This is a genomic window from Peptoniphilus equinus, assembly GCF_027921445.1.
Classification (GTDB): Bacteria; Bacillota; Clostridia; order Tissierellales; family Peptoniphilaceae; genus Peptoniphilus; species Peptoniphilus equinus.
The window spans coordinates 1,445,946-1,467,639 of sequence record NZ_CP115667.1; the positions used below are offsets into that span (position 1 = coordinate 1,445,946).

General features: G+C 49.3%; 27 protein-coding genes and 1 other annotated feature. Of the genes, 1 reads left to right on the forward strand and 26 read right to left on the reverse strand.

Annotation, left to right across the window (positions count from 1 at the left end; translation table 11 throughout):
- Nucleotides 1-3: 3 nt before the first annotated feature.
- The 19 genes from O6R05_RS07055 to rplJ form a co-directional block, all read right to left on the reverse strand.
- Complete coding sequence (locus O6R05_RS07055; RefSeq protein ID WP_271191285.1) at nucleotides 4-276, reverse strand: hypothetical protein; 273 nt, start codon at nucleotides 274-276, stop codon at nucleotides 4-6.
- 56 nt (nucleotides 277-332) lie between these two features.
- Nucleotides 333-2,339 carry an alpha/beta hydrolase family protein gene (locus tag O6R05_RS07060; RefSeq protein WP_271191286.1) on the reverse strand — a complete coding sequence of 669 codons (2,007 nt, stop codon included), beginning with the start codon at nucleotides 2,337-2,339 and terminating at the stop codon, nucleotides 333-335.
- On the reverse strand, nucleotides 2,336-3,238 hold the full coding sequence (locus tag O6R05_RS07065) for a PSP1 domain-containing protein (RefSeq protein ID WP_271191287.1): 903 nt from the start codon (nucleotides 3,236-3,238) through the stop codon (nucleotides 2,336-2,338). The genes O6R05_RS07060 and O6R05_RS07065 overlap by 4 nt, the downstream gene beginning before the upstream one ends.
- Nucleotides 3,228-4,112 (reverse strand): DNA polymerase III subunit, encoded by an 885-nt coding sequence (locus O6R05_RS07070; protein ID WP_271191288.1) that lies wholly within the window; start codon nucleotides 4,110-4,112, stop codon nucleotides 3,228-3,230. Before O6R05_RS07070 ends, O6R05_RS07065 begins: the two co-directional genes overlap by 11 nt.
- On the reverse strand, nucleotides 4,112-4,396 hold the full coding sequence (locus O6R05_RS07075) for a cyclic-di-AMP receptor (protein ID WP_271191289.1): 285 nt from the start codon (nucleotides 4,394-4,396) through the stop codon (nucleotides 4,112-4,114). Before O6R05_RS07075 ends, O6R05_RS07070 begins: the two co-directional genes overlap by 1 nt.
- A 9-nt stretch (nucleotides 4,397-4,405) precedes the next feature.
- Nucleotides 4,406-4,732 (reverse strand): cyclic-di-AMP receptor, encoded by a 327-nt coding sequence (locus O6R05_RS07080; protein WP_271191290.1) that lies wholly within the window; start codon nucleotides 4,730-4,732, stop codon nucleotides 4,406-4,408.
- On the reverse strand, nucleotides 4,729-5,334 hold the full coding sequence (gene tmk, locus O6R05_RS07085; protein ID WP_271191291.1) for a dTMP kinase: 606 nt from the start codon (nucleotides 5,332-5,334) through the stop codon (nucleotides 4,729-4,731). Before tmk ends, O6R05_RS07080 begins: the two co-directional genes overlap by 4 nt.
- Nucleotides 5,319-6,671: an aminotransferase class I/II-fold pyridoxal phosphate-dependent enzyme gene (locus tag O6R05_RS07090; protein ID WP_271191292.1), complete on the reverse strand. Its 1,353-nt coding sequence runs from the start codon at nucleotides 6,669-6,671 to the stop codon at nucleotides 5,319-5,321. Before O6R05_RS07090 ends, tmk begins: the two co-directional genes overlap by 16 nt.
- Nucleotides 6,672-6,760: 89 nt before the next feature.
- Nucleotides 6,761-7,378, reverse strand: coding sequence for a V-type ATP synthase subunit D (locus O6R05_RS07095; protein WP_271191293.1), 618 nt, complete (start codon nucleotides 7,376-7,378; stop codon nucleotides 6,761-6,763).
- Complete coding sequence (locus tag O6R05_RS07100) at nucleotides 7,378-8,742, reverse strand: V-type ATP synthase subunit B (RefSeq protein ID WP_271191294.1); 1,365 nt, start codon at nucleotides 8,740-8,742, stop codon at nucleotides 7,378-7,380. Before O6R05_RS07100 ends, O6R05_RS07095 begins: the two co-directional genes overlap by 1 nt.
- The gene (locus tag O6R05_RS07105) at nucleotides 8,739-10,514 is read right to left on the reverse strand and encodes a V-type ATP synthase subunit A (RefSeq protein ID WP_271191295.1); all 1,776 of its coding nucleotides are present in this window, start codon (nucleotides 10,512-10,514) and stop codon (nucleotides 8,739-8,741) included. The genes O6R05_RS07100 and O6R05_RS07105 overlap by 4 nt, the downstream gene beginning before the upstream one ends.
- A complete protein-coding gene (locus O6R05_RS07110; protein ID WP_271191296.1) occupies nucleotides 10,507-11,133 on the reverse strand; it encodes a hypothetical protein in 627 nt (208 codons plus the stop codon). The genes O6R05_RS07105 and O6R05_RS07110 overlap by 8 nt, the downstream gene beginning before the upstream one ends.
- A gap of 4 nt (nucleotides 11,134-11,137) precedes the next feature.
- Complete coding sequence (locus O6R05_RS07115; protein WP_271191297.1) at nucleotides 11,138-11,449, reverse strand: V-type ATP synthase subunit F; 312 nt, start codon at nucleotides 11,447-11,449, stop codon at nucleotides 11,138-11,140.
- Entirely contained in the window at nucleotides 11,449-11,868 is a 420-nt protein-coding gene (locus O6R05_RS07120; RefSeq protein WP_271191298.1) for an ATP synthase subunit C, read from the reverse strand. Before O6R05_RS07120 ends, O6R05_RS07115 begins: the two co-directional genes overlap by 1 nt.
- A 9-nt stretch (nucleotides 11,869-11,877) precedes the next feature.
- A complete protein-coding gene (locus O6R05_RS07125; protein WP_271191299.1) occupies nucleotides 11,878-13,818 on the reverse strand; it encodes a V-type ATP synthase subunit I in 1,941 nt (646 codons plus the stop codon).
- Nucleotides 13,809-14,819, reverse strand: coding sequence for a V-type ATPase subunit (locus O6R05_RS07130; RefSeq protein WP_271191300.1), 1,011 nt, complete (start codon nucleotides 14,817-14,819; stop codon nucleotides 13,809-13,811). The genes O6R05_RS07125 and O6R05_RS07130 overlap by 10 nt, the downstream gene beginning before the upstream one ends.
- On the reverse strand, nucleotides 14,816-15,127 hold the full coding sequence (locus tag O6R05_RS07135; protein ID WP_271191301.1) for a hypothetical protein: 312 nt from the start codon (nucleotides 15,125-15,127) through the stop codon (nucleotides 14,816-14,818). The genes O6R05_RS07130 and O6R05_RS07135 overlap by 4 nt, the downstream gene beginning before the upstream one ends.
- A gap of 169 nt (nucleotides 15,128-15,296) precedes the next feature.
- A complete protein-coding gene (gene rplL / locus O6R05_RS07140; protein ID WP_271191302.1) occupies nucleotides 15,297-15,680 on the reverse strand; it encodes a 50S ribosomal protein L7/L12 in 384 nt (127 codons plus the stop codon).
- A gap of 32 nt (nucleotides 15,681-15,712) precedes the next feature.
- The gene (rplJ, locus tag O6R05_RS07145; protein ID WP_271191303.1) at nucleotides 15,713-16,255 is read right to left on the reverse strand and encodes a 50S ribosomal protein L10; all 543 of its coding nucleotides are present in this window, start codon (nucleotides 16,253-16,255) and stop codon (nucleotides 15,713-15,715) included.
- 7 nt (nucleotides 16,256-16,262) lie between these two features.
- Nucleotides 16,263-16,378 (reverse strand) — a sequence feature (ribosomal protein L10 leader region).
- A gap of 401 nt (nucleotides 16,379-16,779) precedes the next feature.
- Here rplJ and O6R05_RS07150 point away from each other — a divergent pair.
- Nucleotides 16,780-17,289: a hypothetical protein gene (locus O6R05_RS07150; RefSeq protein ID WP_271191304.1), complete on the forward strand. Its 510-nt coding sequence runs from the start codon at nucleotides 16,780-16,782 to the stop codon at nucleotides 17,287-17,289.
- A gap of 189 nt (nucleotides 17,290-17,478) precedes the next feature.
- On the opposite strand, the gene O6R05_RS07155 is transcribed toward O6R05_RS07150, so the two are convergent.
- From O6R05_RS07155 to O6R05_RS07185, 7 genes are all read right to left on the reverse strand, one after another.
- On the reverse strand, nucleotides 17,479-18,135 hold the full coding sequence (locus O6R05_RS07155) for a hypothetical protein (RefSeq protein ID WP_271191305.1): 657 nt from the start codon (nucleotides 18,133-18,135) through the stop codon (nucleotides 17,479-17,481).
- Nucleotides 18,136-18,320: 185 nt separating this feature from the next.
- On the reverse strand, nucleotides 18,321-19,019 hold the full coding sequence (gene rplA / locus O6R05_RS07160) for a 50S ribosomal protein L1 (protein ID WP_271191306.1): 699 nt from the start codon (nucleotides 19,017-19,019) through the stop codon (nucleotides 18,321-18,323).
- Nucleotides 19,020-19,056: 37 nt separating this feature from the next.
- Nucleotides 19,057-19,482 (reverse strand): 50S ribosomal protein L11, encoded by a 426-nt coding sequence (rplK, locus tag O6R05_RS07165; RefSeq protein ID WP_271191307.1) that lies wholly within the window; start codon nucleotides 19,480-19,482, stop codon nucleotides 19,057-19,059.
- 47 nt (nucleotides 19,483-19,529) lie between these two features.
- Complete coding sequence (nusG, locus tag O6R05_RS07170) at nucleotides 19,530-20,090, reverse strand: transcription termination/antitermination protein NusG (RefSeq protein WP_271192307.1); 561 nt, start codon at nucleotides 20,088-20,090, stop codon at nucleotides 19,530-19,532.
- Nucleotides 20,091-20,130: 40 nt separating this feature from the next.
- A complete protein-coding gene (secE, locus tag O6R05_RS07175; protein WP_271191308.1) occupies nucleotides 20,131-20,367 on the reverse strand; it encodes a preprotein translocase subunit SecE in 237 nt (78 codons plus the stop codon).
- Nucleotides 20,368-20,384: 17 nt separating this feature from the next.
- Nucleotides 20,385-20,534, reverse strand: a complete 150-nt coding sequence (gene rpmG / locus O6R05_RS07180) for a 50S ribosomal protein L33 (RefSeq protein ID WP_271191309.1) — start codon at nucleotides 20,532-20,534, stop codon at nucleotides 20,385-20,387.
- 125 nt (nucleotides 20,535-20,659) lie between these two features.
- Complete coding sequence (locus tag O6R05_RS07185; protein ID WP_271191310.1) at nucleotides 20,660-21,673, reverse strand: hypothetical protein; 1,014 nt, start codon at nucleotides 21,671-21,673, stop codon at nucleotides 20,660-20,662.
- Nucleotides 21,674-21,694: the final 21 nt, after the last annotated feature.

A 21,694-nucleotide genomic window follows, 5' to 3' on the forward strand; every position in this document is an offset into this window, starting at 1 on the left:
CTCTCAGTCGAGTCCATAAAGTTCGTAGACCCCAAAGAGTTCAATGTTTAAGTTGACTATAGTTTCGATGACTTCCGGAATACACCATGTTTCAATGCGCAGGCTGAGGCCGTTGTGCTTCAATTTTCCCTTCCCGTAATACTTGGAATCCACCGCATTAAATGTATCCAGTAAGACGCCGGTATGTTGATCCATATCACCAATTAAAAAGAAGACGTCATGTGCTTCCTGTCGTTTGTCGGGATTGATCTCATTGATCAGCAGCGTATTGTTCATCTCACCTACTCCTTTATACCTACATACCCTTAATGGATGATATCAATCAAAAATCTTCAGTCGGTCAGAGAAATTGTGTCGATGAATGCACTGTCTTTGGCCTTTAATGTGATCCGCGCCACCGTCCCGTCACGTGTAGCATCGGCAAGGGGAACTCGCACGGTGTCAAAACCGTTTCTGTGATTGGCGGCGTGGGTGATGAGGTCGGACTTGTACAGCACATGGGTCACCTCGCCGAGAGGACGGCGATAGGTGTCGGTGTTGACGGTTCGGGTGTGCCCCGATTTATCTTCCACTGTGATATCCACGCCTTCAAAGTCCCGTTCCGAGTCGGTTTCGGGTTTAATGTCCAGACTGAGATAGGCTGCGGCCTGTACGGGCTCGCTAAAGTCCAGAGTATAGCTGGCTCCTTTGCTGAGACGAAGCGCCGTACCGTCAAAGGCGTCATCCCCTTCTTCAGTGACACTTCCCGAGAAGCGCACACTGCCGTAGGGAAATGTGATCAGGTCGTAGTCTTCCTCAAAGTCGGCAAGCAGTCGGGCACCCGGGTAGGCCACTCGACTCCACACACCGTACTCAAAACCTTCGTAGGTTTCAGGCACCTGAAAAAAATCCTGCGGCGTCTCACGGTAAAAGATTTGATTTAAAAAGGCCAGTACCAGCTCTTCAGTCACGGTTTGCTGCGCCGCCTGTTCCAGACGCTGAGCGTGATTTAAAAAGAACGCATCGGGCGGATCGGTGTCGTAGTCCCATGTGGTGTTGAAGTTGGAATGGTCGGCGTAGGCAAGGTACACGGCGGACTTGAGCCCTCCCTGCGGTGGCACGGTGCGATTATACAGCCCAAGCGCCTCAAAGTTGTCCACATCGGTGTCTCCTGCGCCGTGAATGGCGAGAAGGTTGTTGTGCAGGGTGAGGGGTTTGCCCGACGGCTCGTACTGACCCATGGTGGCGGCAAGGGTGATGACGCCCCGAGGTTTCAAGGTGCGTTCCAGCTTGTCGCCGGTGTCGGGATTGTATTGCAGTTCGGCAAAACTTGCGGCAATTGCCGCCGCTTCGCCGCCTCGAGAGTGTCCCATAAAGACCACCTCGCCGCTTAAAGCCTTGGCATAGTCACTGTCGTGTATAAGATAGGTAGCGTTATCCGTCAGCAGCTTTGCCCGGGCGTCGTTTTCATTGCCGATGCCCAACTTAAAGGCACTGTTTAACATGGTCATGTCCACGCTGGCAAAGGCATAACCGCGACGCGCCAAGTAGCTGCCGAGATAATCATAGCCCAGGTGACTTGCCGTGGTGAAGCGATGATTGCCGTGAGCGAGTACCACAAGAGGCACAGGCTGATCTGTCTCGGGTAACCACAACCTGCCTGCCATCTTCACATTGTCAAAGCCTCGGCCGAAGTATGCCCGGCGGACTTTGTTGTCAAAGCTCTCCACGTGAACCAGACTGTTGAGGTTCACGCCGGGTCCCTCATAGTCCGTGTGGGATGCGGCAAACAGAATGGGTGCATCCAGGGTTTTCGTGCCTTTGAAGTGTTTGGTGAGGGTGGCGCGACCGGGGTAGAAACTCGCAGCAGCGATAAGACCTAGGCCAAGAGCTGTGACAAATAAGGTGAGCTTCGGCAAGCCGTATCCGTTTTTCACGGCGGCAAGACTTCGGGTAAAGAGTGTGGTGAGCGCACTGAGGCACACGGCTGCAAAAATAACGTGAAGATCGTCCAGATCCAACGTGTCCGCCATGGTGTGTAAGGTGACACCCCACACGGCAAGGCTCAGTACCATGAGCGCCAGGCTTTGCGATGTCAGTTGGCGCAGGCACCCTGTCACAAGCCGAAGCAGCGCCGTCCCGAGTTCAAAGATCAGAAAAAATCCCAGGCTCATCACTCCATACTGAACAGGAGTCGGTAGAGGCAGAAATTCCAAGTAGTAATAAAAACTGCTCGCCGCTACCATGGCAAGGAAAAAAACACAGATGTGGTATGCTGTGTTTTTTTTCGTGTAGCGCAATGAGAGCGCTGTATGAAGTTTTAAGTACAGTGTGTGACACAGCTCTTTGATGCGCATCATTCTTGCTCCAAAGCCTTCAAATCCTGATCCGTCGCCACATCATCTTTCAACTCGGACTTGTTCACTTTAAAGGCGCGGTTGACTTTTCGGGTGCGCTTAATGTCGTCCAGATCAAAGATGCCGTAATCCACTTCGTCCCCATGATTAAAGGCGACTTTCACCAACTCCTGAATGGTATAGGTGCCTACCACGGTGCCTTTGCCTTGAGGGGTTTCCACAAACTCGCCTTGGCGCGGCATCCGCTTGATGATACACTCGTAGCCTTCCTGTTCGTAGCGCAGACAGCACATCAGTCGGCCGCACACGCCGGAAATCTTGGTGGGATTTAAGGAGAGCCCCTGATCTTTAGCCATTTTAATGGAGACGGGACTGAATTCACTCAAAAAGGAAGAACAGCACGTCTCTCGACCGCAGCACCCCAACGCGCCCACGGTTTTCGCTTCGTCCCTCACACCGATTTGACGCAGTTCAATGCGCGTTCTAAAAATCTGTGCCAAGTCGCGCACCAGATTTCTGAAATCGACACGTCCTTCGGCGGTGAAATAGAAGAGAAGTTTGGAGCGGTCGAAGGTGTATTCCACATTGATAAGATTCATGCGAAGGTGATGGTGCGCTACACGATCTTCAAAGACCAGGTGAGCTTCCTTAGCCCCGTTGCGATTGTTGATATGCTGAGCCGTGTCCTCGTCCGTGGCAATGCGCTCCACCTTTTTCAGCTCCGACTTCATCGAGGTCGGATCGATGGTCTTTTCCGTGACAACTGTGCCGTATTCCAAACCCCGAGCCGTCTCCACAATGACATGATCATTCAGTTCGGCGCCGGAATCCGCCGGATTAAAATAATAGATCTTTCCGTTTTTCTTGAAACGAATCCCCAGTACTCGTACTTTATTTTCCAATTAAAAGCCCTCCTATTGCGAGCTCAAAGTTTGTATTGTCCCGTAAGTAGCGTCGGGTCTTGCGAATGGCTTGATAGCGACTGAGACATTCTTCCGTGCTCAGATGCTGTTTTTCTATAAAGGCCATGGCGTCGATGTTGATAATGGCATCGGGGACGTTCAGGTTGTTGAAGATGATGTCCCTCAAAAAAAGACTGTAGATGCTGAAAAATTCTTCCAACTGATCTTTGTGCTCATTAAAAAATGCCATCTCATCAAAGGGGTTACTCAAATTGAGCAGTCGGTCAATCACCCGAAGACACCGCGCGCGAAATTCCAGCGCGCCGGGGTTTTCACCATACTCCAGTGCCCGCCTCACCGAGCCTGCGCTGATTCTTGAAAACAGCTTGGCGTTGGCCTCTCCCAGTGCCAAATTCTCCCTTAAAAAGGTTTCTATCTGTGCATCCCCCACGTCTTTAAAGCGGATGACTCGGGAGCGTGAGACAATCACCGGCAAAACGCCTTCCGTTGACCCTGCAGTGAGGATGATTTTGACGTGCGCCTGAGGCTCTTCCAAGGTCTTTAACAACGCATTTTGCCCGCTCACACTCACGTGTTCAAACCCGTCGATAAGATAGACTTTATAGCGTCCGCTGTAAGGCTTTATGTAGCTGTCTGCCACAATCCCTTCGATGGTCTCTTTTTTTATGGTGTCACCGCGCACCACTGTGATGTCCGCCGCATCGGAGGCAATGCGCCCGGCGAATTCCTTCGCCAAGGTGAACTTGCCGATTCCCGGTGTGCCTACAAAGAGGTAGGCGTGAGCGATGTTCCCGGATTTCAAGTCACGCTCCAATGCGCTCACCACGCCGTCATTGCCTACAAATCGAAACATCAGATTCTCAAACTGTCTTCCACATCCACCACAAAGATCGTGGCCCCGGAGACTTGCACTCGGCCGCGTGCCGTATCCACTTCTTCAGCTTCGGTGATCTCTCTGAAAATCTTGTAGACTTTTTCCAGATTCTCTTCTTCCGCACCGAGAAGCAGCGTCGTGTTGCCGTTTTTGAAAAAGCCGCCGGACGATGCGATCTTGGTCACATAGATTTCAGCATCATAGAACGTGCTCATCAGTTTATCGATAAATTTATCCTGCACAATGGCAATCATCATTTTCATAGTGTCACCTCAAAATTTCTTGAAATCAACAATGTTCAGTACGAAGGCGGTCGCCCCGCCCACCGTGACCCGTACAGGCGTAGGCATCAGAGCCGTGCCCGGAATGCTGATAGTCTGTACTGTTCGGGTGACTTCACGAGTTTTCGCATTGTTTTGCAGTAAGCTCAGATACGCGCTCACCTGCTCATCCTCAACGCCGGAGAGAAGGGTTGAGTTGCCGCTCTTTAAAAAGCCGCCGGTGGTGCTCATTCGTGTGACGCGAAAGCCCGCTTCAGTCAGGCGTTCCACTACATTGTCTGCGTCCACATCCTGGACAATGGATAAAATCAGTTTCATGATAACCTCGTTTCAATTTCGCGCATACACGCTGCATAGACCTCGTCAATGGATTGGGTGGCATCGATGACCACCACGCCGTCGTCGTCATAAAAATGGCGATAGGCCTGAGCCACAGAGTCATGAAAGGACGCTCCGGCATTTTCCATGCGGTCGGCGCCGAGCATGAGTTTGCGTTCAACACTGCGTTGTGCTTTCGTGTCGAAGATAAATGTGATGTCGGGTCTAAGCTGTGCCGTGGCAAAAGCATTGATCGCCTTGACAGCCTCCACACCAAGTCCCCTTGCAAACCCCTGATAGACATACGAGGAAATCACATAGCGCTCGGTGATGACGATCTTGCCCGCATCAAGTGCCGGACGAATGAGTTCTTCAGTGTGCTGAGCCCGAGCCGCCGCATAGAGAAGCGCCTCGGTGCGTGCTGTCATGGCCACGTTGTGATTGTCCAATATCAAGTTGCGAATCGTTTCAGATATCGCCGTGCCTCCCGGCTCCCTCGTCCTGACGACGTCATAGTCGGCCTGTAGGGTCTCTGTGATGCGACTTGCGATGGTGGTCTTCCCACAACCGTCCGGTCCTTCAAAGGCTATAAAGAGTTGCATACTACCTCGCACTTTCCTTCTTTGACTCCGATGAGCCGTCTGTGCGCTCCCATCACCGTCAGCACGTCTTTAGTAAAGACCTCCCCCGGCGCCACAATAGGCGTCCCCGGCGGATAAAGCATGATCATGTTTGCGGCAATGCGCCCTTCAGCCTCATCGATATCAATGTATTCACTTGGGGCAAAAAATCCCTGATCCATCGGCATGGCTTCCCACGGCGCCACAGTGCGATAGCTTGTCGCTATGGGCAAAAAGTCGCCGCGACTCACCTCCCTGATGGCCGCCTCGAGAGCCCTGAAATCCCCCGGGGTATTCAGTGGACTGACCATGGCAAGGGCATAATTTAAATCCCCCATCTCTAAATCTATATTATATCCTATTGAGAGCTCATTCTCAATCTCAAGCCCGGTGCATCCCCGCGTGCGAAAGACAAGTTTCATCGGATCCACCGCCACAATACTCTCATCCCGTACCCTCAAGACCTCGATGGCCCCGTTCAAATGCTCTGCCGTGGTGTGAATCAATTCCGCCGCCCGGCTAAAGCCCTCCCTGTTGGCATCACAATAGGCCACAGCATACTCAGAGGAAAGCATGGACAGGTATGACGGCGACGTGCTCATCACAAAAGCCATATGTTTAATACACCTATCTCTCGGTATGCCGTTGGTATGAAGGAGCGCGGAGCCGGTGAGAGCCGGCATAGTCTTGTGGGTGGACTGCACCGTACAGTCCGCATAGGGTACAGCACTCAACCCTTTTAGCGACGTAAAGGCCAGATGCGCGCCGTGAGCTTCATCGACGATCAGTCGGACTCCGTAACGGTGCACCAGTTCGGCAATGGCCTTGATGTTCTGAATAAGGCCAAAGTAGTCCGGACTGGTAATGACCACAGCTCGTATCCCCAAGTCCGACTTCAGCTTCGCCTCCAGATCATCAAGCATCACTCCGAGAAGCACGCCGTGCTCAGCATCATACTTGCAAAAGAGATAATCCGGCTCCAACCCCATTTGAATGACAGCGTTGTAGACGGATTTGTGTGAGTTGCGCTGCATGAGAATCCTATCTCCCCGTCGGGTCAACATCGAAAGCGCCACACGCATGGCCTGTGTCGATCCTTCGGTGATATAGTAGCTCTCTTCGGCGCCGTAGAGCGCGGCCAAACGGCGTTCACTCTCCAGTATGCACCCCTCGGGATTCAGCAGATTGTCTGCACCGATCACCTCCGTGGTGTCATCATACAAGGTGAAGTCAAAGGCACCTCGATGTTTGTGCCCGGGCATGGCAAACGACACCGTCTCCCGCTTGTCCTGTATCATCTGAAAAATGTCTCGCTTCATGGCTGTCCCTCCTATACTCTCTATTGTATCGTGAAGGCCGACGGCTTTCCACTCCATACAAAAAAAGAGGAGGTTACCCTCCTCCATAACTATTTTTGTGTATTGTGTTTCACGCGCTTAAGCCGGAAGAAATCCTCCCGCTCCTTTTCCGCAAGGACGTCTTCAATGTCATGAAGGGTCTTCTCACTGCGTGGAATTTGAATTTTTTCCAATGCGTTGGCACGCTTCACACTCTTTTTTATCTCCTTGGCCAGCTTGTACAAACTGGTCTCCACTTCCGCCAGCTCATAGACTTTTTCTCTCAGGGCGTTCATCTCGAGATACACCTGGTCAAAGGCAAAGGTCGTCTCATAAATGGAGAAGGTGCTCTTGGGATTGAGCTTACGGTAGTGCACCTCAGGGATCTCCACACCCATAACCGACCGATACCCTAAGCTGTAGGGTTCTTCTTTGGGCATGGAGAGCGACAAATCCACCACTGCTTCCCAGCCCATGGTGACGCTTGCCATAGTCAGTGCCTCGTAGCTCTTTTTAAAGGCCGCTTCAATCTCCGCCTGAATGGTTTCCGCCCGCTCATTTAAGCGCATCATCTCACGAATGAGCACGGTTCGCTTTTTATCGAGCAGACTGTAACCCTTCTTCGCAAAGGCAAGGGACTCTTTGACTTTGATTAAATTTGCTTTCGTTGCAGTAACTTTTTTTGCCATCAGTAGTACTTCGCCTTGATCTTAGGGTCGATCCGTTCCAAGGCCTCTTCAGGAAGCACGTGGAGCAGTTCCCATGCCTTGTCCAACGTCGCAGCCATGGACGAGTTGTCGTGAAAGTCCTGTCCTATAAATTCCTCTTCAAACCGCCGACCAAATTCCAACAGTTTCTTGTCGCCCTCAGGCAATTCCTCTTCGCCAATGATTTGAGCCAAAGCTCGAACTTCGATGACGCGGGAATACGATGCGAAGAGCTGTGAGGACACGTCCGGATGGTCGTCACGGGTGTAGTCGTCACCGATGCCGTCCTTCATCAGACGCGACAAGGACGGCAGTACATCAATCGGCGGATAAATCCCCTGACTGTTCAAGTCCCGACTGAGTACGATTTGACCTTCGGTGATATAGCCGGTAAGGTCCGGAATCGGATGGGTGATGTCGTCAGACGGCATGGTCAGAATCGGAATCAAGGTCACAGACCCCTCCACGCCTTTAATCATCCCCGCCCGTTCATAGATGGCGGCAAGATCGGAGTAGAGATACCCCGGATAGCCTTTGCGCGACGGCACTTCCGAGCGCTGTGAACTCACTTCCCGAAGCGCTTCGCCGTAGCTGGTCATGTCAGTCATAATAACCAGCACATGACGGTGCTCTTCAAAGGCGAGGTATTCCGCCGCCGTCAGTGCACACTTCGGTGCAATGATCCGCTCCATAATCGGGTCATCGGCATAGTTCAAATACATGACCACCTTGTCCATAACCCCGGCTTCCAAGAAGTTGTCGATAAAATAGCTCGCCACTTCCCGCTTAAGTCCCATGCCGCAAAAGACAACGGCAAAATCGCTGTCGCCGTCAGCGGTGTGCGCCTGACGGACAATCTGCGCCGCCAGCTCATTGTGAGGCAGACCGGAACCGGAAAAGATCGGCAGCTTTTGCCCTCGAATGAGGGTCATCAGGGCATCAATACCGCGAATCCCGGTTTCCACATAGTTGCGCGGATACTCACGAGCCACCGGGTTCATAGGACGACCGTTGACATTATAGCTCTTGTCCGCATAGATGGGGCCGCCCTTGTCGCTGGCCCGTCCGATGCCGTTAAAGACACGGCCGAGAATGTCTCCCGAGAGAGGGATTTCAAAAGGCTTGCCCTCAAAGATGACCTTAGTATTGGTCGTGGAGATGCCCATGGACTCCCCAAAGACTTGAACCACAGCTTTGTCTCGAACGATACCGATAATCCGTCCCACCACCGGGTCCTTGCCCTCGGATTTAATTTCCACAATCTCGCCGAAGGCCACATGGTGCAGTCCGGAGAGTTCAATCATCGAACCTTGCACTTTATCTAAAAGCAAGTATTCTTTTCTCATGCCTCATCCTCCTGTCCATATTGCATACGCAAGTTGCGATAGTATTCGCGAATGCGGTTGTTCAGCACCGTAAACTGTGCAAAGTCGTCGTTCGTGATGTCATACTTCATATTCACAATGTCGGCAATCAGCTTCTCGTCCTTGACTTCGTTGATGCTGACCCCCATGTTCAAAACGCTCATGCCTTCTTCATAGAGGACGTCAATGGTGTGAAGCATCTCGTACTGCTTTTCCAACGGCACAAAGGTATCGACTTTATGAAAGGCGTTTTGCTGCAGGAAGCCCACCTTGACAATCCTCGCGATCTCCAACGTAAAACGCTCATTGTCCGGCAGGACATCTTCGCCGACCAACATGACGATCTCTTGAAGTTTGGACTCCTCATGCAAAATTTTTAAGAACTTGCGCCGCAGTTCAGGCAAATCCCCCTCCAGTCGGTTGTCATAGTAATTGGACAGCTGAGGGACATAGCCGGAATACGAATTGAGCCAGTGAATGGCCGGATAATGTCTGGAGTAGGCAAGATCCTTATCCAAAGCGAGGAAGGTATTGACAAAACGCCGTGTGTTTTCAGTGACCGGTTCGGAGAAGTCCCCGCCTGCCGGTGAGACGGCGCCGATGGTCGTCACCGAACCCGTCTCACCGCTTAAGGTCTCCGCCAGGCCGCACCGTTCATAAAACCCCGCAATGCGGCTTGGTAGGTAGGCCGGATAGCCTTCTTCTGCCGGCATCTCTTCCAGACGTCCGGAAATTTCACGCAGCGCTTCCGCCCAACGGGACGTAGAGTCCGCCATCATCGCCACATCATACCCTTGATCTCTAAAGTATTCGGCCATGGTGATCCCGGTGTAGATCGACGCTTCACGAGCGGCTACCGGCATATTGGACGTGTTCGCGATAAGAATGGTTCGATCCATCAGCGGGTTGCCGGAGTAAGGATCCACCAGTTTCGGAAAGTCTTCCAACACCTCGGTCATTTCGTTGCCCCGTTCACCGCAACCGATGTAGACGATGATGTCCGCATCACAGTACTTGGCAATTTGATGTTGGGTCATGGTCTTGCCTGTACCGAAAGAACCCGGAATGGCTACCGTACCGCCTTTGGCGATGGGAAAGAACACATCGAGAACGCGCTGGCCGGTGACAAGAAGGGTGTTGGTGTCCTCAAAGTTTTTTACAGGACGCGGCACACGCACCGGCCACTCGTGACTCATTTGCACCGGTACCTCCCCATGCTCCGTCTCAATGACGGCAATGTCCTCGATGATGTTGTAGTCGCCTTCACGGCTCAGTTTTTTTACCGTACCTGCCACATGGGGCGGCAGTAAGATCTTGTGGGTGATCATGGAAGTTTCCGCGACCGTGCCAATAATCGCACCGGCTGAAAGCTTGTCGCCTTTATGCACCGTCGGAACAAAGTGCCAGGTCTTTTCCAGATCCAAATTCATCAGTCCGATGCCTTCGGGAATGAACGCGCCGTGAGCGGATTCGATACGGTTCAGCGGCCGCTCAATCCCGTCAAACATAGCTCCAATCATGCCCGGTCCCAAGCGCACCGACAGCGGTGCGCCGGTGGCATAGATGGGCTCATCCCGCTTCAGACCTTCCGTATCTTCGTAAACCTGAACAATGCCCCGCTCGCCTTCAACGGCGATGACTTCGCCGATGAGCTTTTTCTTACCCACTTGGACCATTTCACGCATACTGAAGGAGCCCATGGGTTCGCCGACCACAACCGGGCCGTTGATTTCAATAATTTTAGCTTCAGTCATTGCCCCGCTCCTTCTTAAACAATTTATGCAGCAGCATACCGATGTCGTAGCGCGTCTCTTCAATCAACGTATAAAGGTCGTTGTTGAGATTATAAGTCTTGGCTTCATCCGTGACGATGTGTCCGCCAATGATGCTGTCCTCTTCCACAACCGGGATAAAGTGCAGCTGCTTCGCTCTGCCCAGTGTTTGAATCTCATCAAAATAAGCTTCCATATCCCGACCCGTCAGTCCCATATAATAGGTGCCGGGTTTCAAATGATCAATGGTGACCTTGATGCCGTCTATGAGTTTGGCGTGGTAGTTTTCCGTCGCAGTCCACTTGCTGACCCGCTCCCGCACGGCTTCAATGAGGTCTTCCTGAAGCTCATCCATAACTTGTAGCTCCAACACTCGGCGACGTTCCTTGGCTTTGGCAATGTCTTCATTGCCCAACTCCCTGGCAAGCTTGGACCGGCGTGCCACCATGTCCTCCGTCTCCCTGGCGAGCGCCGCCGCTTTATCCTTTTGAATGCGTTCTTTTTCCTCGTCCCACTGAGCTTTTTTGCGCTCATATTCCGTGACCCGATTCTTATAGACCACATTTTCAAACATCTCAAGTTTGTTTTCAATATAAATCATAAACTCACCTGTCCAGTTTTATTCCTACGGCTTCTTTGACGTACTTCATAATGAAATTTTTGTCTTTAAAGCCTTCCCGTCCGGGAATGGTGACAATAAGCGGCCCCCGCTTCTTCGACTTGGCCGCTAAAACCTCTTCGGAAATGATGTTGAAGTCCGCTTCAGAGATGAGAATCATCCCCACCTCAGGGTTCGAAAGCGCGCTGTTAAACACGTCTCGCAACTCCTCTTCCCCTTTGCAGTAATGGCCTTCAAAGCCGCTCATGCGAAGCGCCACCACCATTTCGAAGTTGGTCATAATGGCTAAAGACTTCATTAAAGTTTACCTAGAATCATAATGGAGATAATGAGTCCGTAAATGGCAATCCCTTCTGCAAGGCCGACAAAGATCAGGGTCTTACCTAAGATGGAGTCGTCCTCAGAGACGGCGCCAAGAGCTGCGGAGCCGACGATGCCTACAGCATAACCCGTGCCAATGGTTGCCATGCCGGTGGAAAGTGCCGCCGCAATAAGACCCAGCCCATTTACCGGCGTCGGTGCCGTTGCCGCTTCAGCAGCTTTTGGCGCCAAGATGACAAAGGCTGCCACGATGACAGGGATAAAGACGGACAGGTTGGTACGCAGAACTTTCTTCAAGCCGGCTTTGTCGCTTGTCGTGCCGCGCTCGATATAGACAAAACCGGTATAGATGGTGGCAAAGACCACAAGTGATGCTAAAACTAAGATAATTTCCATGATTTCCTCCTATTTATATGACAATTTATCCGATTCAAATTCCACACCGCTGCCTTTGTAGTAGCGGCTGAAGAGTTCGTAGTATTCCAGACGCAGGCCTTGAATAAATACGATAAGCCCTTCCAGACCAATGATTAAAAGATTGCCCAAAACTAAAATGGCTACATTGGCAACATCATGATCCGCCATCTCCGCCATGGTGTGAAAGGCCATAAAGAGCCCCACGTGGTTGATGGCAAACGCACCGACCCGAATGAACGACACAATCCCCGAAAGTGTTGAGATCAAAAGCTCAATAATGGAAAAAGAGCTTTCAATAAAGTAGCCGGCTTTACCTTCATGATAGACCGGAGGCGTATGCGTTATCCGTGCAAGGAGCGGCTTTTTGAAAATCATCACCACGACGGCGAGCACAATAACGCCTACAGCCACGCCGCGAGGTATCACACTCAAGTATCCGACAGCATCCAAAAGTATTAAGATCAGCATCACAAACACGACAAATCCTAAGAGTCCGTGTTCGCCAAAGAGACCTTCCGCCAAATTCCTGTTCCTATACGCATTGATAAAATTCAGCGCATAAGCCATCACCAAAAGGAAGACCCCGAAGGCAATGGCGAAGATCAAGACTTGGTTGATGTTGTTGAAAGGACGAATCCACAGTGCCGGGATAAGCTGTTCACTGCCAAAGACCGAACCGTAGAGCAGACCAAAAATCATAGAGCTTGCACCGAGACGGGTCAAAAGCGGCCCGAAATCGGAATGGTACTTCTTTCCAAGAAGCAAGCCCACCAGGAAGAACACGGCGCCTTGACCCAAGTCTCCGAACATGGCACCGAAGAGTACCATGTAGGTGATGCCGAGAAAAACGGTGGGGTCAATTTCCGTGTAGTGGGGCACGCCGTACATCCGCACCAACATTTCAAACGGCCGAAAGAAGGCGTTGTTTTTCAATTTTGTCGGCGGTGTAAACAGCTGGTCATCCACATCGTCGGAGGCGGTGATAAACACCTTGTCATCCTGCTGCGCCCGAGCTTTCATCGCTTTATAGTCCGATTCGCTCGCCCATCCCGAGAGAAGGAAATACTTCTTGGCGCGCGCCATCTTGCCCTTGACTTCTTCCAGGCGTCCATAGGTGAGTACCTTGGCAAGAATCCCACGAATTTCCTCCCGTCGATTGTTGTAGATATCCTGTTTTTCTCTGTCAATAGCCATCAGTCGCTCTGTGAGGGCCTTATCCTCCACTTGCAGACGCTCAAAGGTGCTCTTTGCCGTCCCCTCTGCATGATCCAACACCGGCACGTCAATCCAGTGGAGCGAATTTAAAATCCGATCGATTTCCTCATGCACTTCGTTGGGATATACGGCGAGATATACTTCTTCGTCTTTATACGTCCCTGTGTGAAAAATCAGAGCCAGAATGTGGTCGTAGTTTTCTTTTAACCGCAGGCGTGCAGACTTTTCCAACCGTCCGAACCGTGCGGTAAAATAGTTCATTTCCCGCAGTTCCGTGAGGTCCACATCTACGTTATTAAACAACTTCAAATTTTCAGCAATGCTTTCATTGCGCTTGTGCGCTTCGGCAATGGCTTCTACTTCATCACGAAGGGCTTTGGTCTCGTTGTAGAGCTTGTCAAAGTCCGCCATAGTGTAGCCGTTGTCTCTGCCCTCCAGATCCAAATCTTCAATATTGAAATACGCCACCAACTTCTGTGCCCGGTCGGCTCGCTTTTTCATATCCAGGTCTTGAGGAAAGGGACCAAGATTATTTAAATCGACAACCATGTCCACATTGTTCGGATCCAGCTGATAAATGGCATTATTTATCGAGAGCTCTGTCATGGCATCCACCAGATCGATGGATTCGCTCTTCAAAACGTCCAGCACAATCTCGTCGAGATGCTCCAGACGTCCTACAATACTAAGCATGACCATTTTTTCTACTGCCATACTTCACCTTCCTTTATAGGAATTGCAATCAGTTCCCTAATTCTACCGCTAAAGAACCCCAAGGATTGACCTTGCAGCACTGTGGAAATGTCTCGGGCCGTGAGTTCAAAAAGCAGGGTCAAACTTATCAGTTTACCCATGTCGAACCCGCTCTTGCCATAGACCGTCTGACAGTTGGCATACAGTTCTCTTGCGAGTTTAATATCAATATTTTCAACACGCCCCTCCAATAGATGTGCGTGCCGGGATTGTTTCAGTTTCTCTTCAAAAGTTTCCTGATCCAAGAGTGCCATAGCTTTCAATTTCTTATAGGAGAGCGTCCCTCCCTCCAACAGAAAGTTGATCAGCGCCTCAGGAATCACATGGTAGGTGCGCTTTGCACGAATCATGTACTTGAGATTTAAAAGATCGATATGCTGTTCAATCAAATCTTTGGCGTAGCGCACACTCTTCGTACTCAAATCGTCAAACGCACGGTGGAGACTGTCATAATAGATCTTGTCCAAGGTCATTTCCATGTAGAAGAGCATTTCGTCCTGTCCCATGTCCTTATAGACAATAAGTGGCCTTGCATACACCGTACCTTGCAGCTTTTTGATAAAAGCCTCCACGGTAAATTCATCCTTAGTCGGCACCTTGTCCGGATCCAGCCCCAAGAGCGTTTCCTTCAGCCCCTCCGGATCGTGAGCGTGGACGATGGTACGAAGCACACGTTTGATATCCCGAATGGTGTAACGTTCCAGAATCAGTTCGTAGAACTTGCGATCCGCCCCGGACATATAGTGCAAAAGACTTTTCAACTTATTAAAAAAAGCCGATTCCAAGACGAGGTTGACGTCGTAGAGTTCGGCGTTTTTGTCCAAGGTTAGCCCCAAACGGGTGTTGAGTACGTCAATAGCTTCAGTACGCTTTGATTTTTCCAACATCTCCAGAGCAATATCTGTCTTTATAGTTTTCGCATAGATAGCGCTGATCTTCGTATTTAGAGCTGCATAATTCATTTGAGCTCCAACAGATCAATCGCCTGATCCAACAGTTCATCTTTATGGCTCATGTAAATGGATTCTACGTGGTTGAGCCGCGCTTCATTGTCGCGGACGATGCGGCGAACTTCATCGCGGGCGTTTTCCAAGATGGTGTTGTACGCCTCCATGGCCGCCTGCTTCGCCTTTTCATGGCTGGTGAACTCAAAATTGTTGAGTATCTCTTGAATGTCGCCTTTGGCGGACTCCAGCTCCGCCTCACTCTTTTGAACCAGCTCCGTCGTCTTCTTATCCAGACTCAGCACTCGTTCAATTAAATCTTCCATATTAAATATCCTCCTCAGAAGACATCAATTGTCATGCACTTTGCTATCCATGGTGAGTCTACTCCTTTTCCATCTAAAATGCAACTAATGCCTTATGTAAAATAATCTATATGTTGTATTTGGCGGCACATAAAAAAGCGACCCCTGAGGGCCGCTTTCCATCATCAGCTTATGCAAGTTCAACAGTTGCGCCGACTTCTTCAAGTTTAGCTTTAAGTGCTTCAGCTTCTTCTTTAGCAACGCCTTCTTTGACAGCTTTAGGAGCTTCGTCAACGATAGCTTTTGCATCTTTAAGACCAAGACCGGTTGCATCTTTAACAACTTTGATAACCTTAACTTTTTCTTGACCTGCGTCTTTAAGCACAACGTCAAATTCAGTTTTTTCTTCTTCTGCTGCAGGAGCTGCGCCGCCTGCTACAGGAGCTGCTACAACAGCTGCAGGAGCTGCTGCGGATACACCAAATTCTTCTTCAAGAGCCTTAACAACTTCTGAAAGTTCAAGTACGGTTAAACCTTTAATTTCTTCAATAAGAGCGGTTACTTTTTCTGACATGATATCCTCCTATGTCTCGTTTTTAAATGTAATTAAGCAGTTGCTTCTTCTTTTTCTCTCTTTTCACGAATAGCATCGAGAACCACGGCGAGGCCGCGCATGTTGCCTGTGAGTACGTTGGCAAGACCTTGGATAGGGCTGTTCAAGCCGCCAAGGAGTTGAGCGATAAGCACTTCTTTGGAAGGCAGTTTAGAGAGTCCAATAACTTCTTCTGTGGAAATCAATTTGCCGTCGACAACGCCGGATTTGATTTCAAGCAATTCATGGCTTTTTGCGAATTCAGCGGCAACCTTAGCTGCTGAAACCGGATCTTCTAGTGAAAATGCGATGGATGACGGTCCTTTAAGGAATTCAGACATATCATCGTGTCCAAGTTCTTCGAAAGCACGGCGCATCATGGTGTTCTTATAGACTTTGTAATCTACATTAGCTTCACGGAAATTTTTACGAAGTTCAGTCACTTCTTCCACGTTCAAACCTCTGTAGTTCATCAGTACGATAGACTGTGCACCTTGAATCTTCTCTTTGATCTCGTCAATGAGTTGGACTTTGGCATTGAGCTTTTCTTCTTTCACTATTTCACCTCCAATATAAAAAATCCCATCGCAGACAGGATGAGATTAAGAGTTCGTATCTTACCTCGGTAGGAATCTTATGGCTTGGCCCCCTACTGTCTGCGGTCAATTAACATTAAGTATTCTACCTAAAGTGAATGCCCTTGTCAAGTATATTTTTATTTTTTCTGCCCGCGATTCGGCGGCCACCGCTCCATCGATGGGTGTGCTCACGATAAAGCTCCTCCCACTATGACCGCTATCGATATCTTTCTTCCGGCACCGGATCAGCAGGCTCGTCGTCATCGTCATTACATCTCACAGGCAGTAACTATTATAATTCACTGTCATAGTCGTGGTGTAGAAGGCTCATCTCGCAAAATAAATGTAAAATATTTGTATGATTTCTTGATATTGCCCCCCGATCTGTTATACTAAGTGCGATAACCTTTGATATAACTGATATAAAAGCATTTATGCGATCTATGGCGTGCTGTGATGACGTTTGCTATACCACATCCGCACAGCGCTACTAAGGAGGCTCTATGAATTCAACGCTAAAAAAATTTCTCATCCTGGTTGTCGCCCTCGTTTTCATCGGCGGAGTATGGTTTGCCACACGCCCAAAAGCCCTGGCTGAAGCGACGATCGTTGCCGGACGCATAACCACCTCACCGGAGGAAGCGGCGAGTATTGGGGTAATCGGCGGTGAGGACGATGCCTCGTCGGTACCTGTCGACGGGGATGCAGCAGAGGCCAAGGTCACCGTGATGCATGATAACACCGCGGTGATAACCTACCGCGTAGTAGCCGGCACACCTCGTGCTATGACAACCCAAGCAACTCTCACTTTTTATGACAGCGAAAATCAAGTGCTGAATACCGTAGCACTGCAAACGGAATCAGATGCATCCGGCGAAGCCGTACAATCCATGGAGACTTCCTTAGACGTGGCTGAGAATGTCGCATTCGTGGGACTTGAGGGCACCCTCACCGATGATACCGGCACGTATCCTTTACGCGGTATGGCTGCGTTCACCAATACCGGCGTATAAAAAAGAGAGGCATGACCTCTCTTTTTTCATGGGCATAAAAACGACGCAGCTCAAGACCGCGTCACAGTATAGTTATTCCGTTGTGCTTATCTATTTTTAATCGATCGCTGTAACTCATATTGTGGTGTAACCACTGCGCCTTATGCGAGATTCATCCGACTCACCGACGTCTGACTATCTCCATGTGTCTTATCGGTAGACCGTCTTGGCACTCACTGGCACCGAAAAACCTTCGCCACCCCATGTATACCCTTGAACATTTATGAGCTTAATGGTTACAGCATCGGCGTTGCCAACCCACATATCTTTTTGAAGGCGGGGTCCTACGTCAAAGGTACCGGAGCTTCCATAAAAGTTTGTAGAACTCAATGACGTGACTCCGTCGGTTTTAAAAATTCCTATCGTTCCTGACATACTCTTAGGGGCAGATAATGTATTACTACCGCCTGCTACTATAGTCAACCTTACATAATCTCCATACCACTCTACATCCTTAACACTTACAAAACCCATACTTTGCAGGGAGCGTAAAGAATGATCGACGTCTTCATCTTTTTTGTCCGTATAAAAGATAGCTTCGGGGCCACCGGTCCTCGTTATGGTGCCCTCAGCTTTAGCTTTTTGATAAAGGGCTTCAAGTTGTGGTTCCACCGGTTCTGTAACCTCTACCGGTCCTTCAAATACAATTTTTCCAACCGGTCCTTGAGATACCCTGCAGATAGCCTCATAGGTCATAGGTGTATTGGTTGTTTCCTGATGACTACTTCCCTGATGACTGCTTACAGCATACATTGAATTGGTCTTCAATAATAGTAGCGCTGTAAAAATTAGTAATTTTTCCCTCACGGTATTCCCCTTTTCTTATTGCCATCGTCCAGATACTGCTATTCGTGTATGTACTACCCTTTATGAGGATAAAGTAAACTGAGTAATTTACCTAAAAATTAACTAAAAAATAGTTATTCTCACAACAGATTATATAGAACCTAAAAAAAAGAAGCGGACATCCGCTTCTTTTTTTATAGTTGGTGTTAATCTACAATTTTAGAGCCGTTCACACGTACTCCGGGACCCATGGTGGTGGCCACGGTAACTGATTTCAGGTAACGACCTTTTGCAGCTGCCGGTTTTGCTTTGATAATGGCGTTCATCAGACTTCTGAAGTTTTCTTCAAGCTTTTCTGGCCCGAAGGAGACTTTGCCGATCGGTACGTTGATAATGGCTGCTTTATCAACGCGGTATTCGACTTTACCGGCTTTGGTTTCTTCAACAGCTTTGCCGACTTCAAAAGTAACGGTACCGGATTTAGGGTTTGGCATGAGGCCTTTAGGTCCGAGCACACGACCGATTTTACCGACCACACCCATCATGTCAGGTGTTGCGATGAGTACGTCAAAGTCAAACCAGTTTTCGTTTTGGATCTTTTCAACGTATTCTTCGCCACCGGCATAGTCTGCACCGGCTGCTTCAGCTTCTTTGATCTTGTCCCCTTTAGCAAGGACGAGCACGCGAACGGATTTACCGGTTCCGTGTGGAAGTACGGTGGTTCCGCGAACTTGTTGATCGGCATGACGTGGGTCAACGCCAAGGCGTACTGCGAGCTCAACCGTCGAATCAAATTTGGTGACAGATGTCTTGGTAACAAGCTCCATGGCTTCTTTTACATCATAAAGTGTGCTTTTATCTACCAGTTTAGCACTTTCTAAATATTTTTTTCCTCGTTTTGGCATAATTCCTCCTTGTGGTTCCAGCGGATAATTCCTCCCACTAGTCTATAACTTCAACACCCATACTGCGAGCAGTTCCTGCGATCATACGCATTGCCGATTCTACGTTGGCTGCGTTGAGATCAGGAAGCTTGAGTTCTGCGATTTCACGAACTTGCGCTTGAGTAATCTTGCCCACTTTGTTTTTGTTCGGTTCACCACTGCCGGACTTAAGATTAATAGCTTTTTTAATGAGTACGGCTGCCGGTGGTGTTTTGGTGATGAAGGTGAAAGAGCGATCTTGGTATACAGTCAGTACGACAGGAATGATAAGACCGGCTTGATCTTGGGTCTTAGCATTGAATTCCTTCGTGAACTGCATAATGTTAACACCGTGAGGTCCGAGTGCGGTACCTACCGGTGGAGCCGGCGTTGCCTTACCGGCAGGAATTTGTAATTTTACAAGTGCGATTACTTTTTTTGCCATGTGTATTCCTCCTTGTGGTCATCGGGTTAGCCCCTCCCACTACCTTGTTACTTCTTAATAATTTGATTGAAATCCAATTCGACCAGAGTATCTCGACCAAACATGGAGATAGAAACTTTCACTTTGCCTTTGTCATAATTAAAGGAGTCGATCTTGCCAACAAAATCGTTAAACGGTCCGTTAATGACGCGGACTTCTTCGCCCAGTTCAAAGCTGCCGAAAAGCTCTTTGTCGTCAGTGACGCCTAAGAGGCGAACTTCTTCATCCAGAAGGGGTACGGGTTTCGATCCCGGCCCAACGAACCCGGTGACGCCTTGGGTATTGCGCACCAAGTACCAGGACTCGTCGTTCATGATCATTTTCACCAGCACGTAAGATGGAAACATCTTGCGCTCTTTGATCTTACGCTTGCCGTCCTTGTCTTCCACGTACTCTTCCAGAGGTACCTGGATGTCGAAGATATAGTCCTGCATATTTCTATTTTGGACCATAGCTTCCATGTTAACCTTAACTTTGTTTTCGTGTCCGGAATAGGTGTGAATGACATACCACTTAGCCTCATCTTCACGATGATAAGCTTCTCCGGTTTCTTTGACGTCCTCTTTCAGATTGTCTTGATCCTTATGTCCTAAATCCACAATCTCACCCTTAACCTATGATCAGGTTCAAAATGAAGATGACGATTTTATCAAATACTGTCAACAGTAACGCAAACGCAATGATGGCTACGATAACGATCAACGAGTAGTTGATAATCTCTTTTTTTGTTGGCCAAATAACTTTTTTGAATTCGGATTTTACGCCTCGGAAATAGCGACCAAGGCTTTTGTTGTCGTCGACTTTAGCCGGACTTTTCGGTTTGGCGGTCGCCTCTTGCTTAGCCATGTTGCCTCCTTAAAAAGTTATTTCGTTTCCTTATGCGGTGTATGTTCTTTGCAGAACTTACAATACTTCTTCAGTTCCAGTCGTTCTGTGGTATTCTTTTTGTTTTTGTAAGTGACGTAATTGCGTTGTTTACAAACGGTGCACTCTAAAACCACTCTGTCAGCCATAAAACACCTCCTATAAAAAAGAGCCCCTATTGAGCCCTTAAGTCTAGCTGTCCAAATTACTTAGTAAGTCTACCATATCTTACGGTTTTTGTAAATATATTTTTATACGGCGCCCTCGCCAACCACTAGCGAAGCAGCTCCAAGAGATGGCGAATAAAATCAATATCCCCGTAGAGCATCTGTGCTGTGGCAAAGGTGTCCTCATCCACCGGTGTTTGGCACAAAATAGGATCCACCACATCAAAAATAATGTCGCTCAGCATATCATAGCGACAGCTGTCCAACCCCACCAGCTCGCCCAGTGTGTTCATGGTGTCGATGCCGAGCTTCTCAAAAAAGCTGTGGTCAAAGCTCATGGCCGCATCAGGGTCGTAGCGATAGACAAACGCTTCAACGTCCTTCTCAAGGGTAAAGGGATTCAGGTAACGATACGTCGTCGCCACGCCAAAGACTTCCGCAAGGAGCACTTGCAGCTTGAGTGCCTTGATGTAACCCACCGCCGGCTCAATGCGCTCCCGCACAGCTTTAAGACTCACACCCATCTGAAGCAGAGGGTGGGATCTGCTGTAACCTCTTGCCACCGGTTTTAGCTTGGCATGTTCCATGTACAGGTCGTAGAGATCCAATTTGAGATAGGCACGCACGGCGGCCACGATTTTAAACTCGTCCAGAATGTAGTTGACCGCATCGGAATACAGGGGTGTCAGGCGAGGGAGTACATCCTCCAAATGCGCCAGACTGAACGGTATCTCATCCAGTCCCTCGTCTTTCATTCGGCGAAGCTTTTGACCCATGACACTCCCAAGGCGCTCGAGAATGGCGGCCGTCGAACTGTCATCAATGGCAAACATCTCGACATACAACTCGAAGAGTTCCATAAAGTCCAACTCGTCCAGACGATAATGCCACATTTCCTCAGCATTGCCGTAGCGCAAAAGCTCAGGCTGTACCGGCGTATCCTCCAAGCCGAAACCGCACTTTTTGAAGAGGGCTTTAAAATCGGCAAATTCTACAATATCGGAACTTTTAATAAAGAGGTACTTGCCGCCGTTTTGTGCGAGGATGAGATACTCGTCATGTCCTATCTCCAAAGCTTCTATGAACGTGTAATAGTCGTTGTCATAAAAAATCTTAAACATAGTCTTTATTATATCAAAGCG